Genomic DNA, 14,690 nt, shown 5'->3' on the forward strand with positions numbered 1-14,690 from the left:
ATAAAAACTCAGTGCCCGTTACGCGTAGCTGGAGACGCTGCGCGCATTCTTGCTGCCACGCTCGCGCGTCACCTTCTCCACATAGCCGCTCTCGGCCAGCGCCTTCAAAGGATCGGCAGGCAGACCACGTGTAACCCGCCACTCTCGAACCATGGGACGTACATCCTGCCAGAACGCCGTGCGGAAGCACTCTTCCGCTTCCACCAGACGACACGAATCCTGCAGCTCTGCCAGCTTCTCCTGATCGATCAGCGAAGCCTTCGCATAAAGCTCCTGCGCCGTAAGCACCGACTGCACCATCGCTTCGATCTTGCCCTTCAGGTTGTGGCTCTGGTCGATCATGAAGGATATCTCCGCACGCTCCGCCGGGCTGGCGCTCACAATCTCATGGAAGATGCGGAACAACTGGTAAGGATCGATCGAGCCCAGCGTCAGGTCGTCATCGGCATACTTGCGGTCATTGAAGTGGAACCCGCCAAGCTGCCCCAGTTGCAGCAACCACGCCACAATCTGCTCGATGTTCGTGCCCTGATAGTGGTGGCCCGTATCCACCAGCACTTTGGCCTGCGGTCCCGCATCGCGCGCCAGTTCCAGAGCCATGCCCCAGTCCGCGATGTCCGTATGATAGAAAGCAGGCTCAAACGGCTTGTACTCCACCAGCATTCGCTGGTCAGGGCCGAGCGCCGCGTGAGTCTTACCCAATACCTCTTGCATCCACTCGATGCGCCGCCGTACGCTCTGCGTCCCCGGATAATTCGAGCCGTCCGCAATCCACAACGAGACGTCCTTCGAGCCCAGCACCTTGCCGATCTCCACCGAATCGAGCAAATGCTGCAGCGCAATTCCACGAATCTCCGCACTAGGATTCGCAATCGATCCGAACTTGTATTCGGCATCTTGGAAAAGGTTTGGATTGATGCCACCCGACTTCACGCCATACTTCTTTTCCAGCGCCTGAATCGCCGGAACATCAGCCTTCCCGCCCGGCAGGTCCCACAGCACATGCAGCGCAACCGTCGGGCTTGCTCCCGTCAGCGCATTCACTTGCGAGGCATCGGCAAACTTCTCTTCCGTCGTCGTGGCCGCTCCACCCTGCACAAACTTTCCAAACCGTGTGCCGGTATTGGCGAACCCCCATGAAGGCACTTCGATCCGAAAGCTATCCAGAGCGCTACAAATTTTCTCTGCGTCACGTCCTGCCGTCCCTGCACCGTTCGTCGTCATTGCAAATTCCCCTCAATCCAGCAGTTTCTAAAGATAGAAATATACTCCCTATTGAAACACACAAAGATTGAACCATCCCCGCACCATTTGTCAAAAAGATTTTCAAATCTTTGTATCTCGTTAAAAAGTGCATAGCCTATGGAAAGATCGATATGGGCAACCACCGCGAACTGGTACGACATCCCCGCTCGAACAGAATGACGATATGGCCATCTCATCCTGAGCGTAGCCGAAGGAGGTTCTCCCCTTAGTGCTCATTTGGTCTTGCCGTTCGTTGTCTCTCAAACGGTACCCTCACCCTCCTGAGATCTACCTGTGGACGGACCTCTTATACGATCAGGATCACATCCAGATGCCTCGGTCCATGCACGCCCTTAATCCGAGTCATCTCAATATCTGCCGTAGCCGAAGGCCCCGAAAAAAAAGTCGTCGTCAACTTCGCTGTCTCGTGTAGACGGTCCATCGCCTGTGGTATCGTTTCGACCACATCGGCGGCATTCACAATGCAGAGGTGATAATCCGGCACCAACGTCACCGCGCGCCGTCCCTGCCCCGGCACATTCTGCAGGATCACTGTCCCGGTTACGGCAATCGCGACGGTCGAGCCAGTCATCACCCCATCGAAAGCATCCAGCGCCGTCGAGCTCATGCCGTCGTCCCTCACAAACTCAAAGCCCGCAGGAAGCCACTCTGCTGCAAGCCCAGCCGGAACCACCAACCGCCGCTTCCCTCGCGCTGCAAGCATCTTCGCGACAGCATCGGCCACGTCGCAATACCCCACGCGGACCACATGCGCGTCATAGTCCCGTAACCGGTCTTCAAGCAGTTCCAACAGCGACTTCGGCTCCAACACTGCGCTGCGTCGATACTCTCGCGCCACACGGCTCCACGCAGTTCCTGCAGTCTCGGTATCCGAAGTCCCACCTTTAGCCACACGAATACGCCGCAAAACCTCAGCCCGCGCCGTACCGGAGTTAGTAGCAACCATCATCTCAGTTCCCATTCGTCCTCCGCTTCTCCCACCAATCGCGGAAGGTCTCTTCCGGCATCTCCTGCAGGTCCCTTACCTGCGTCCAGCCGCCCAGCATCCCTGGCAGCCAGCCTATCCAGCCCACACCTCGCCCGTCCTTGCGCACCAGCGGAGTCTCCGCAATGCGCCCCAGCCGCTGCGCCGCCCGAAAACGTCGCTCGCTCTTGAAGATCATCGCCATGGCCTTCATGGCCCCAGCTTCGACATCGAACAAGCCCGCAATCCCCGCCGTATTCTGCTTCACCACCTTGTTCCGCAGATGAATCAGCACCTCGGGAATATTGATCTTCACCGGACACACTTCGTAGCAGGCCCCGCACAGCGACGATGCAAACGGAAGGCTCTGCGCATAGTGCATCTCCTGCAACTGCGGCGTCAGAATCGCGCCAATCGGTCCGGCATACACGCTCCCGTAAGCCTGTCCGCCCGTCTGCCGATAGACAGGGCAGGCATTCTGGCAAGCTCCGCAGCGAATGCAGTTCAGCGTCTGCCGGCCTTCCTTGTCCGCCAGAATCTCCGTCCGCGCATTGTCCATCAGCACTACATGAAATGCGCGCGGCCCATCGCCTTCCTTCACTCCGGTCCAGATCGAGTTGTACGGATTCATCCGCTCGCCGGTGGCCGAGCGTGGCAATAACTGCAACACCACCTCAAGGTCCTGAAACCGCGGTAGCACTTTATCGATTCCCACAATCGTAATCAGCGTCTCCGGCAGCGTCAGGCACATGCGTCCATTGCCCTCGCTTTCGACGATGCAAACCCCTCCTGTCTCCGCGATCAGGAAATTAGCGCCGCTCACTCCCGTCTTCACCCGCAAAAATTTCTCTCGCAAAAACATACGAGCGGCATCGGCCAAATCCTGCGGGGTCTCACCCAACTCCGGCAGATTCATTTTCCTCTGAAAGATCTCGCGAATCTGCTGCCGGTTCTTATGCAGCGCCGGAACCACAATATGCGAAGGCTGGTCTTCCCCTAGCTGAATAATCAACTCAGCCAGGTCGGTCTCATAGGCGTGAATCCCCGCCGCCGCCAGCGCATCATTCAGATGAATCTCTTCCGTAGTCATCGACTTGATCTTGATGACCTCATCCGAGCCGCTCGCCTTCACCAGCGCAGTAACAATTCTCTTCGCCTCTTCCGCATCGCGAGCCCAGTGCACGACACCACCCGCTCGCGTGCAGTTCTCCTCAAACTGCTCCAGGTAGAAATCCAGATGCTCCATAGTGTGCTGGCGAATCTGCCTGCCTGCCTCGCGCAACTGCTGCCAATCCGGCATCTCGCCCACGACGCGCGCTCGCTTGGACTGAATCACGTCTGTGGCATGGCGAACGTTCTTCCGCATCTGCGTGTCACCCAGCGCAGCCTTCGCTGCCATCGGGAATACAGGCGACGTCTTCGGATCTAACGCAACTCCGCTCACCGTGTCACCCCTTCATCCCCGGCCAATATCTCCGCCAGATGCACCGTCTTCACTCCGGTCCGCTGTCGATGCAGCGCTCCCTGAATATGCATCAGGCAGCTATTATCGCAAGCCGTACAAGCTTCCGCGCCCGTATTCAACACCGCCGTCGTCTTCTCCGAAAGCATCGCGCTCGAAACATCCGCATTCTTTATGGCAAACGTTCCGCCAAAGCCGCAGCACTGTTCCAGTCCTTCCAGCGGAACCAGATCGATTCCCCGCACCGCCTTCAGCAGACGCAGCGGCCCGTCTCCCAGCTCAAGATTCCGCAACCCGTGACAGCTCGCGTGATAGGTCACCCGGTGCGGATAATAGGCTCCCACATCCTCCAGCCCCAACCCCCGCGTCAAGAACTCCGAGAACTCGAACACCCGAGGCAACAGCTCTTCGACATCCGCAATCAGCTTCGCATCGCCAATCTCCGCGGCCATCTTCGGATAGTGGTCCTTCATCATCGCCACGCAGCTCGAAGACGGCACCACCACCGCCTCGGCCCCGCGAAACTGGTCGACAAACCGCTGCACCAGCGGCATGGCTTCTGCCTGATAGCCGGTGTTATAGTGCATCTGCCCGCAGCAGGTCTGCCCGGCAGGAAACTCAACCGTATGCCCCAGCCGTTCCAGCACCTTCACCACGGATTTGCCCGTCTCAGGAAACAGCGTGTCGTTGTAGCAGGTAATGAATAAGGAAACTCGCAGAGCCAAACCTCCAGCCGCACCGGCCAGCGCATTAAATTCAATAGAGAGTATATTTCCCCAACGCAAATCGCGTCAGGTAGGATAGTACCCGGCACAGCACCATCACTATCATTGCACCATCAACGAGGCCTGCGTGGGAACCAATCCGTTTATCGGCGTCATTTATCACTGGATCGGCGGCTTCGCCTCCGCCACCAACTTCATCCCCTTCCGCGCCATCAAGCGCTGGTCGTGGGAGATCTACTGGCTCATCCAGGGCTTTGCCGCCTGGATCGTCGCGCCCGTCGTCCTCGCCTACATCTTCGTGCCCAACCTCGCGGGCATCCTGCACACCGCCTACGCGACTCATCCATCCGATTGCCGCTACGCCTTCCTCTTCGGCGCACTCTGGGGAATCGGCGGCCTCACCTTCGGGCTTGCCATCCGCTACCTCGGCATTGCCCTCGGCTACGCCATCGCACTTGGCCTTTGCACCGCCTTCGGCACACTGATCCCACCGATCTACACCGGCCAGATCACCACCATCATGCACGAAGGTTCCGGCCAGATCATCCTTCTCGGTGTCGCCATCTGCCTCATCGCCGTAGCCGTCAACGGAGCCGCAGGCTGGTCGAAAGAGCAGGAGACCACCCCTGAGGAGAAGGCCGAAGCGGGCGAGTCCGACTTCTCCTTCGGCAAGGGCATCGCCGTCGCCATCTTCGCCGGCATCATGAGCAGCTTCTTCGCCTTCGGCCTCGCCGCCGGCAAGCCTATCGGCGACATCGCCAAGGTTCAGCTCCTCGCCAACCATCGCCTCGACCTCTGGCAGAATCTTCCCATCCTCATCGTCGTTCTCTGGGGAGGCTTCCTCACCAACTTCATCTGGTCCGCCATCCTCATCATCAAGAACAGCTCCATCAAGCAGTTCGTCGGCGCCCCCGGCAACAATCCTATGCGCGCCTCGCACTCCTCCGGCGACACGCTCGTTGACTTCGATCCGCTCGACGCCTCCACCTACGACCGCCTCGCCCCCAAAACCCTGGTCGCCAACTACCTCTTCGCCGCCATGGCCGGAGTCATCTGGTACTTCCAGTTCTTCTTCTACTCCATGGGCCAGACCAAGATGGGCAAATACGATTTCTCCAGTTGGACCCTGCACATGGCCTCGATCATCATCTTCGCCACGCTATGGGGCCTGGCCCTCAAAGAATGGCGAGGCACCAGCAACCGCACGAAGTGGCTGGTAGCCATTGGCCTCTTTCTCCTCGTCGGCTCAACGGTAGTCGTAGGCTACGGCAACTATCTCAAAGCTACGCAGGATGCAGTGACAGCCGCCATGCTCCACTAACAATCGTCTTCTCTCAACCAAATCGCAAAAACTCGGGTGCCCCATCCTTTGCAGCTTCACCGCAAGGGTGGGAAGTAGGCTTTTACTGAACCTACCGCCCAATACCCATCCGTGATACCGTCGCAAAAAGCAGCCATGCCCAACTGGAAAGCCATCCTGAGCTACGACGGAACTCCCTACCACGGCTGGCAGATCCAGCCCAACCTGCCCACCGTTCAGGGAACCCTCGCCCAGGCCATCCACCACATCACCGGAGAAACCGTTCTCCCCCAGGGTTCAGGCCGCACCGACGCCGGAGTCCACGCTCTCGCGCAAGTAGCCTCCTTCTCCCTCGAATCCCCCATTCCACCCGCCAACTTTCGACGAGCCCTCAATCACGCTTTGCCCCCCAGCATCCGCGTCCTCTCTATTGACCACACCCCATCCGACTTCCACGCCCGCCACCGCGCCATCGGCAAAACCTACGAGTACCGCATCCACCCCGCCGGCAGCATCTGCTCGCCGATGCTCGCCCCCTACGTCTGGCCCTGTCCCATCCCTCTCGACTTCGAGCAACTCCAGCAAGCAGCCGCCTATATTCTTGGCACCCACGACTTTACCTCTTTCGCCGCCGCAGACCCCGACCTCGCTACCCGCACCGCCGACCTATCTTCCGACCAGCCACAACACGCAACTGCCATCCGTACTATCCACCACTCCCACTGGCGCCAGCAAGAAGGCATCTTCATCTACCGGGTCACCGGAACCGGCTTCCTTCACCACATGGTGCGCAACCTCGTAGGCACCTTCGCCGAAGCAGGCACAGGCCGCATCTCTGCTCACGCCATCCCCGAAATCCTCGCAGCCTCTAACCGCTCCGCCGCCGGTCCCACCGCCCCCGCCGCCGGCCTCTTCCTCGTCGAAGTTGAATACGAATGATCCCCACAATGCACTGTCCACACATCTCCATCCAGCCATCAATCTGGGTGCCCCATGTCCCGAGTTTGGGACATGGGTTTCTCGGCCGCAACATCGTGTACGAATCACCAGCCAACTTGCGGAACGGGGCAGAAAGCCCGACCCCTACCCTGCAAAACCTCTAAAGTAGAGGTTAAATATTAATGTCAGCCGCCGCCCAACATCGCATCACCCGCCTCGCCACCCTCACCGCGGTCCATCGGGCCTTCCATTGGCTGCACCTCCACCAGCCTCAACTCCACCAATGGCAACTGGAGATGGTCCGCATCCCCGCGCCTCCCTTCGCCGAATCCGCGCGCGCCGCCTGGTTCCTCGACCGCTTCCACCATCTCGGCCTGACGAATATCCATCTCGATGAAGAGGGCAACGCCCTCGCCGAACTAGCCTCACCAGAAACTCCCCCCAACACCCCCTGCATCCTTCTCTCCGCCCACCTCGACACCGTCTTCCCCGCCGGAACCTCCTGCGAGCCCCGTCAGGCTAATGACAGCCCTCGCATCTACGCTCCCGGTGTCTGCGACAACGCGGCTGGACTCACAGCTCTGCTCGGCATCGCCGCCGCCCTTCGCTACGCCAACATCACGCCGCCAATCCCCATCCTCTTCGCCGCCAACGTAGGCGAAGAGGGCGAGGGCGACCTCCGCGGCATGCGCTATCTCTTCGAGCAAGGCCCCTACCGCCACCGCATCGCCGCAGCCCTCGCCCTCGAAGGCGGAGGCACCAACACCACCGTCACTCGTGCACTCGGCAGCACCCGTCTCAGCATCACCGTCACTGGCCCCGGTGGCCACTCCTGGGCCGATGCCGGAGCGCCCAACCCCATCCTCATCCTCAGCCGCATCCTCACCGCTATCGCCGAAATTGATCTCCCCACCGAGCCGTTAACCACCCTCAACGCAGGTCACATCTCTGGCGGAACCTCCATCAACTCCATCCCCGAGTCCGCCACAGTCCTGCTCGATCTACGATCCATCGATCCCAACCATTTACGCGCCGCCGAAGCCGCCGTCCGCAGAATCTGCGACAGCTTCCTGCCCGCATTAGCCACTGAGAGATCCACATCCTCGGCGACAAACATCACGATTCAAAACATTGGCAACCGGCCAGCCGCAACCCTGCCCGACGATTCCCCATTGCTCGAAACTCTTCGCGCCGTAGACCGCCACCTCACCCTCCGCACCGAACTACGGCTAGGTTCGACCGACGCCAACCTACCGCTATCGCTGGGCATTCCCGCGATGGCGGTAGGCACGGGAGGCAGCGGAGGAGGCATCCACACCTTGCAGGAGTGGTACGACCCAACCGGCCGCGAAACCGCCCTGCGCCGCATCCTCCTCACACTCCTCGATACCACCCAAGTCACCGCGGGAAGTCACCAACCCTAAGGCTGAACCCCTGTCTGGAAGCGCAGATCAGACAGGGCAAAGCCATACTGTGACCGCGCGTTCGCATCGCTGATGGCTGCCTGCGTCTGCTGCAACTGCGCCTGGCTAAGCTCCACTATGGAACTCAACCCCAGCTTGTACCGGGTCTGCGCCAGATTGAGCGCAAGATTCGCCTGCCGCTGGAACTCCTCGGTAACCGTCACGCGTTGCAGCGCAGTGTTCGCATTCAGCCATGCCGTCCGAACATCACGAACCACTTGGTCGCGAAGATCGCGTGTACGCTCGGCAGCAGCCTTTGCCTCCAGCGAAGCCTGTGAAGCCTCGGCCGAGTAGCGAAAGCCATTGAAGATAGGAACGCTCATATTGACGCCCACAGCACCATACCAGCTCGTAGGAAAGTACTGGCTGGAACCGACTGGAGTCTTACCCACCGTTCCCAGTGCACTGATCGTAGGCAAAAGCTGTTCATGCTGTGCCCGGCTGTACTTCCGTGCCGCCTGTTCGTTCCACTGCAGCGACTGTAGGTCAGGCCGGTTCTGAATAGCCGACGCAATCAGTGGAGCAACATCCGGCGGCAAAGCTGCCAGCGAATCCGTCCCTGCCACCAATTTGTAATTCGTAGGCCGGTCATAACCCAACACCGCGTCCAATGAGGCTTTCGCCGCATCGAAATTATTCTGAGCGTCCAATTGCAACAGCTTCGCCTGCGACAAATTCACCTGAGCAAAACTAAGGTCGAGATCCGACTTCAGCTTGGCCGAAGTCAGCGCACTTACCTGATCGACCAGCGTCTGCCTCGCCGAAACAGTCTGTTCAGCCACCTTCAAAGTAGCTTGCGCCTCAATCGCCTGATAGAACACCTGATCTGTCGCAAGAACAATATCCTCGCGATTAGCCTCGGCATCCGCCAGTCGAGCCTTCTCGTTCAGCCTCGCCGAAGCCACCAGGTTTTGTGTATGCCCGAAATCGGTAATCAATTGGTTTACTTGAACACCCATTCCAGCATGTTGCAGCAACCTCGAAGCAGTGAGGCTCCCCGCGGAGATGCGACTCGCCTCCTCTGCCTGAACCGCGGTCAGGTTTCCGCTGAGGTCCGGCAACTCACCCGAGCGAGTCTCCCTCACCACCTGATGCTGCACCTTGGCAAGCAACTGCCCAATATGAATGCGAGGATTGTTCGCCAGCGCAATCGTCTCAGCCTGTTTACGAGTCAGTAGAACCGGAGCGTCAGAAGTAGAGGCTGTCTGTGCTGCCTCAAGTACAGCATGGGTAGCTGACGGCGCATTCGGTAACCGAAGAGAGGACTGCACCTGTCCCCAGGTAATACAAGGAGCGAGCAACAGCAAAGTAAAAGTATGTAGCTTCAGAACCATGTTAGATCTCCTCCGGAGCTGCAGATTCTTCTTTGTGATGAATCAATAGATAAGCCGCCGGAACGAGAAACACAGTAACCACAACCGAAACCACAAGGCCGCCTAAAATCGCACGAGCCAGCGGAGCATACTGTTCACTGCCCGGCTCCAGTGCCAATGCCATAGGGATCAGCCCCAGGACTGTAGCCAGGGTCGTCATAAGAATGGGCCGTAGACGAGCCTTGCTTGCTTCAACGAGTGCCTGCCTAAGTGCCATACCTTTTGCACGCAAGGTTCCAGTAAATTCCACGATCAAAATGCTGTTCGACACTGCAATGCCGGTCATCATCACAGCGCCCATCAACGACATCACATTAACCGTTGTACCCGTCATCCACAGAAACACAAGCACACCTGTAATACCCGGTGGCACCGCCAGCAAGATAACAAAGGGATCGGAAAACGAAGTAAATTGCGCCATCAAAATCAGATAGACAAGCACAATCGCCAGAATCAGACCAATGCCAAAACTGGAAAAAGAAGATTGCATATCCTTGATGGCGCCGACTTCCTTTACAATCACGCCGTCCGACACCCTTGTCTTCGACAGAATTTTATTCACATCGGCATTGGCAACACTTAGGTCTTCCGTCTTCGGCATAACGTATATATCGATCAAGCGTCGAAGCTGATAGTGATCTACCTCTGTAGGAGTATTGATCTGTTTGATATCCGCAAGCGACTCCAGCGGCGTGGTCTTAGTGCCATCCGGGGAACGCAAAGGAATCTGCATAAAATCAGTGAGCGTCTTGATCTGATCTTCCGGATATTGAACCGTCAACATATAGCTATTGCCGCTCTTCGGATCGACCCAGAAACTCGGTGCAATCATACCGTCTGAGGTAAGTGCAGTGATCACATTATCGACAACGTCCTTCGGCGACACGCCAAGCAAAGCGGCGTGCTCGCGATTAATATTAAGCTCCAGCCCTGGATAGTCAAGGTCCTGTGGAACCAGAACATCATTGATAGAGCTTAGCTTCCGTAGCTTCGCAGCAGTTTCTTGAGCTAGTTGATAGTCATCTTGAAGGTTGCTTCCCGTGATCTGAATGTCGATCGGGGCTGGTTTACCTTGATTTACAACGGAATCGACCAAGCCGCCAGCTTGAAAGTAAGTTCCAACATCTGGAAAGTCCTTAGCTAACTTAGCTCGAACTCGATCCATATAAGCATAGCTTCCAATCTTATGGTCTTCTTTGAGGCTCACCTGGATAAATGCGGTATTCATTCCCGAATTCGAGGTGTAGATAGCTGAAAGATCGGGAGTAATACCAATATTTGAAACGATGATATTCAGATCGTGCGGAGTTACGATACTGCGTATGTCCTGTTCCATCTTGGCAAGATATTCATTCGTCAACTCAATTCGTGTTCCTGCTGGAACTTTCACATTAATGACGAATTGCCCAGGATCGGTTCGCGGAAAAAATGCCTTTCCCATCAATGGATAGATCGCAAGGCTGACGATAAAAATCAGCGAGCAGGCTCCCACAACAAGGCCCGGCTTTTTGAGGCACTTCCATACAGCACCCTCATACCACGCAAGAAGAGCATAAAACGCCCGATTGAATTGGAAGACAATAACGCTGAATGGGTTTCGTTTTCTCGGATTGTTCAATGCACTGTTTGGATCTGCCGAGGACTCCACTTCTTCGTAATCATCATGTGATCCATGCGCACCGTCGATACGGATAAACCGTGCGCAAAATAAAGGGACAACCGTCATCGCAACAATAAAGGATGCGAAAAGAGCAATTACCACCGCTAAAGCTAATGCAGTGAACAGATATTTGCTGACCCCATAGAGAAGCACGACGGGAAAGAAGACAATACAGGTACAAACCGTTCCTGCCAGAACAGCAAGTTGCACTTCTTTTCCACCTGCTTCGGCAGCGACAACAGGAGACTCTCCCATCTCCATATGCCGAAAAATATTTTCCAGAACCACAACGGAATTATCGATAAGTCGGGAAAGTGCAAGCGCAAGGCCGCCCAGCACCATCGTATTGATGGAACTCCCTCCCATATTAAGGATCAAAAACGTTGCCAGGCAGGAGATAGGAATAGAGAGCAAAACGGCAATCGTTGCTCGGAAATTTCCTAGAAATAATAGAATCATCAGTGCCGTGAGGACGAGACCAATCATGCCTTCATTGATCACGTTCTTCACGGCAATCTTTACGAATACAGATTGGTCAAAAACAACATCTGTCTTCAACTCCTTCGGCACATCAAGCAAATGGGCAACAGCCTGCTTCACACCATTCACAATGGTAATGGTGTTGGAATTGCCTCCTTGCTTCAGAACTGGAATATAGACAGACTTTTGACCGTCGACACGAACGATATTGGTCTGTAACTGCCCTGCATCTTTTGCCTGCCCAATGTCTCCCACCATCACGGAAGAATTACCAACTGTCTTCAATGGCAGGTCATTAATTTGATCGACGATAGGGACCTGACTATTCGCATAGATGTTGTAATCCTTAGGTCCAATGCGAACATCTCCAGCAGGAAGAATTAGATTAGACGCATTTAGAGACTTAACTACGTCCATAACGCTCATCTGATGTGCTTCGAGCTTTACCGGATCGACATATACCTGAATCTGTCGATAACGACCCCCATATGGCTGTGGAACCGACGCTCCCGGAACATTGGCAACCTGATTTCTTACACTAAACTGCGCTAAATCTTTAAGCTGAGTTTCATTGAGTCCTTGCCCTTTCAATGTAATCAGGCAGACAGGCATATTCGATGCGTCGAACTTGAGCACGACAGGTGGAAGCGTTCCCGGCGGAAGACGACGCAGGTTTGCCATGGCAAGGTTTGAGATGTTACTTACCGCAGCATTACCATCAACACCGGGTTGAAAATAAATCTTGATGAGACTTACACCGGGAAGAGATCGAGATTCAATATGATCAATTCCACTTCCAAGAGTAAAAAATCGTTCATAGCTATTCGTAATATCGGATTCGATCTGCTGTGGTGGCATACCCGAATAGAAAGTGGCTACTACAACAACAGGAATATTGACCTGCGGAAATAGGTCGACCGGCATACCTATCACCGTCGTAACACCTACAACAACTACGATCAGGCATATCATTAGAACAAAAAATGGATATTTAATTGCGAAGGATGACATTACTTATCCCCCGCTTCGTTCGGCATAGACACGGACTCGAATCTCGGACTTACCGTCTGCCCCACTTGATAGTTTGCCTGCGCAGATACAATCACCAATTCGCCTTCCTTAAGGCCACTCGTAATTTCAGCCCGGTCAGCCCCTTGCACCCCTAGTGTGACAACCTTCTTTTGGACACGATTGTCGTTATCCAACACTAAAACGTAAGATTGCGAATCTCCTTGAACCACGGCTTGAATTGGAACCGTCAGAACATGATTTCGTTGCTGAAGAGAGATGGCCGATTCCGCATACATACCTGGGCTAAGCTCAAGCGTAGGATTTGTAACATCGACCTCCGTCACCATTGTTCTCGTTGAAGGATCCAGCTCACGGGCAAATCGCACAATCTTTCCCATAAAGGATTTTCCCGTTGCCTGAACCTTGACCTGTACAGTTCCACCATCCTGAATATAGGGAACATCCGCCTCCGGGACCGGCATACGCAGCCGAAGCACGTCACTCTGTGCAAGCTGTACAACCGGCATCGCCTGTGTATTGGAGGCTGTTCCAGCCTGAATTAAAGACCCCGTATCGGCATACCGCTTTGTAACAACACCACTAAAGGGAGCGGTAACAACGGAGTAATCCGCCAGCGCCTGAACTCGCTGCTTGTCCGCGTTCGACACACCTAATTGCTCTTCTGTAGCCTCAAGCGCAGCCTTCGCAACATCGATGCTTGCCTCTGAATTCTGGTCTTTCGCAAGTGCATCGTCTAGCTCCTGTTCCGCAATCAGGCCGGGACGCTGATGCGATGCTTGAGCGAGCCGCATATAAGCATCGTGCAACGCAGCATGGCTTGATTCAGCGCCTGTAACCTCGCTCTTGGCCCGGGCAATCTCCGATTGACTATGCCTTACTTCGGCCTGAGCGCCCACCAACTGAGCATTGAGCTCAGGAACCTCTAATGTTGCAATTACCTGTCCAGTTCGTACACGGTCGCCGATATCTACATTGATGCGGCGGATATAGCCCGATACTTTTGCATGAAGATCTACTTGTTGATACGGCTGAAACTGCCCGGCAACCGTAAGAGTACTGGCCAGGTCTCTCCGTGTAACCCGAGCCACGGAGGCTCCGGCTATGGCCGGGGACGTTGTCTGAGAGCTTTTGCTTTTGCAACCAGTAGAGATGAAACACGCCAAAGTAATCAGCACGGAGGTCCCTGCCAAAGTCAGGGAAGTTCGCTTGCACATGTTGTAAACACCTGTATTAAAAGGAAAGCCGGCATAGGGAACATACAGTCCGCAGATTATCCGGTCAGAAATCTGCAACTGTGCTCTGAGCAACTTTGCTCAGACAGGCACTATTCGCTTGAAATTACTTGGAGGCCGAAAGAACAGGAGGGGGACGGAAGAAAAAGAAGGTTTGACTGGGAGGTTTAGGAAGCTGCGTTGGATGCTCGACGCTCTTTGGCAAGAACATTGGCTTCAAAGACCACAAGGCCGCCAGCATAACGCCCATCGCTATGGCAAACAGAGTTCGTACGCCAGGATGCACGATAGGATCGGCAGCCAGTTTTGCACTTTCAAACGTGGCTGGCCTCTCCCTTTGCGAGAGCAACTTTGCTGCAGACATGTGATTTGCAGAATTGTAGAGGGATACCTTATACCGAACACCCCACGAAAAGACAGCGAGGGCCAGCATCGCGATAGTGACTATCATCCAATGCGAACCGCGCCGTCTTGTCTGCTCAGCATTCATCGATTCGTATGATCGCGCAAATCTACGCAACTATCCATATCCTTATCCTTGGACTTACAAACAGAACTTTAGTATGGTGCAAAATTGCTTATTTCGCAAAAAAACGGATCTTTCCATACAGAAGAATCTAAGGTTATTAGCAGATCGTTCCCTCGACAATAATATTCGCTCATTGCATCGCCGCCGCTACTCCCATACACTCATTAAGTAATCCTTATAACTGGAACGGGCGGTTAGCTCAGTTGGTTAGAGCATCTCGTTTACACCGAGAGGGTCTGGGGTTCGAATCCCTAACCGCCCACCA

At 55.3% G+C, this 14,690-nt stretch carries 10 protein-coding genes and 1 tRNA gene; 4 read left to right on the forward strand and 7 right to left on the reverse strand.

Going from position 1 to position 14,690, the window contains the following annotated elements; all coding sequences use genetic code 11:
* Positions 1-18 precede the first annotated feature (18 nt).
* The 4 genes from GSQ81_RS09095 to GSQ81_RS09110 all read right to left on the reverse strand — a co-directional run bounded on the left by GSQ81_RS09095 (position 19) and on the right by GSQ81_RS09110 (position 4,411).
* On the reverse strand, positions 19-1,224 hold the full coding sequence (locus GSQ81_RS09095) for a TIM barrel protein (RefSeq protein WP_158910465.1): 1,206 nt from the start codon (positions 1,222-1,224) through the stop codon (positions 19-21).
* 328 nt (positions 1,225-1,552) lie between these two features.
* Positions 1,553-2,227 carry an LUD domain-containing protein gene (locus GSQ81_RS09100; protein ID WP_158910466.1) on the reverse strand — a complete coding sequence of 225 codons (675 nt, stop codon included), beginning with the start codon at positions 2,225-2,227 and terminating at the stop codon, positions 1,553-1,555.
* Positions 2,217-3,674, reverse strand: coding sequence for a LutB/LldF family L-lactate oxidation iron-sulfur protein (locus GSQ81_RS09105; protein WP_158910467.1), 1,458 nt, complete (start codon positions 3,672-3,674; stop codon positions 2,217-2,219). The genes GSQ81_RS09100 and GSQ81_RS09105 overlap by 11 nt, the downstream gene beginning before the upstream one ends.
* Positions 3,671-4,411, reverse strand: a complete 741-nt coding sequence (locus GSQ81_RS09110; RefSeq protein ID WP_158912138.1) for a (Fe-S)-binding protein — start codon at positions 4,409-4,411, stop codon at positions 3,671-3,673. The genes GSQ81_RS09105 and GSQ81_RS09110 overlap by 4 nt, the downstream gene beginning before the upstream one ends.
* A gap of 133 nt (positions 4,412-4,544) precedes the next feature.
* Between GSQ81_RS09110 and GSQ81_RS09115 the strand changes: the two genes are divergently transcribed.
* The 3 genes from GSQ81_RS09115 to GSQ81_RS09125 all read left to right on the forward strand — a co-directional run bounded on the left by GSQ81_RS09115 (position 4,545) and on the right by GSQ81_RS09125 (position 8,080).
* Positions 4,545-5,738 (forward strand): L-rhamnose/proton symporter RhaT, encoded by a 1,194-nt coding sequence (locus GSQ81_RS09115; protein ID WP_158910468.1) that lies wholly within the window; start codon positions 4,545-4,547, stop codon positions 5,736-5,738.
* Between the two features lie 135 nt (positions 5,739-5,873).
* Positions 5,874-6,656 carry a tRNA pseudouridine(38-40) synthase TruA gene (gene truA, locus GSQ81_RS09120; protein WP_158910469.1) on the forward strand — a complete coding sequence of 261 codons (783 nt, stop codon included), beginning with the start codon at positions 5,874-5,876 and terminating at the stop codon, positions 6,654-6,656.
* A 182-nt stretch (positions 6,657-6,838) separates the two neighbouring features.
* The gene (locus GSQ81_RS09125; RefSeq protein ID WP_158910470.1) at positions 6,839-8,080 is read left to right on the forward strand and encodes a M20/M25/M40 family metallo-hydrolase; all 1,242 of its coding nucleotides are present in this window, start codon (positions 6,839-6,841) and stop codon (positions 8,078-8,080) included.
* On the opposite strand, the gene GSQ81_RS09130 is transcribed toward GSQ81_RS09125, so the two are convergent.
* Genes GSQ81_RS09130 through GSQ81_RS09140 form a run of 3 tightly spaced genes read right to left on the reverse strand, consistent with a single transcriptional unit; the run spans position 8,077 to position 13,752 of the window.
* Positions 8,077-9,453, reverse strand: coding sequence for a TolC family protein (locus tag GSQ81_RS09130; RefSeq protein WP_158910471.1), 1,377 nt, complete (start codon positions 9,451-9,453; stop codon positions 8,077-8,079). The genes GSQ81_RS09125 and GSQ81_RS09130 overlap by 4 nt on opposite strands.
* A gap of 1 nt (position 9,454) precedes the next feature.
* Entirely contained in the window at positions 9,455-12,643 is a 3,189-nt protein-coding gene (locus GSQ81_RS09135) for an efflux RND transporter permease subunit (RefSeq protein ID WP_158910472.1), read from the reverse strand.
* Positions 12,643-13,752 carry an efflux RND transporter periplasmic adaptor subunit gene (locus GSQ81_RS09140; protein ID WP_158910473.1) on the reverse strand — a complete coding sequence of 370 codons (1,110 nt, stop codon included), beginning with the start codon at positions 13,750-13,752 and terminating at the stop codon, positions 12,643-12,645. The genes GSQ81_RS09135 and GSQ81_RS09140 overlap by 1 nt, the downstream gene beginning before the upstream one ends.
* Before the next feature lie 861 nt (positions 13,753-14,613).
* On the opposite strand from GSQ81_RS09140, the gene GSQ81_RS09145 reads away from it, so the two are divergent.
* Positions 14,614-14,690: transfer RNA gene (locus tag GSQ81_RS09145), tRNA-Val, on the forward strand.

This window comes from Granulicella sp. L56 (genome assembly GCF_009765835.1).
Classification (GTDB): domain Bacteria; phylum Acidobacteriota; class Terriglobia; order Terriglobales; family Acidobacteriaceae; genus Edaphobacter.

Bases quoted from the DNA above. Each gene is read 5' to 3' on its own strand.
- truA (WP_158910469.1), top strand. From the start codon at position 5,874: ATGCCCAACTGGAAAGCCATCCTGAGCTACGACGGAACTCCCTACCAC.
- GSQ81_RS09135 (WP_158910472.1), bottom strand. From the start codon at position 12,643: ATGTCATCCTTCGCAATTAAATATCCATTTTTTGTTCTAATGATATGC.
- GSQ81_RS09100 (WP_158910466.1), bottom strand. From the start codon at position 2,227: ATGGGAACTGAGATGATGGTTGCTACTAACTCCGGTACGGCGCGGGCT.
- GSQ81_RS09125 (WP_158910470.1), top strand. From the start codon at position 6,839: ATGTCAGCCGCCGCCCAACATCGCATCACCCGCCTCGCCACCCTCACC.
- GSQ81_RS09095 (WP_158910465.1), bottom strand. From the start codon at position 1,224: ATGACGACGAACGGTGCAGGGACGGCAGGACGTGACGCAGAGAAAATT.
- GSQ81_RS09130 (WP_158910471.1), bottom strand. From the start codon at position 9,453: ATGGTTCTGAAGCTACATACTTTTACTTTGCTGTTGCTCGCTCCTTGT.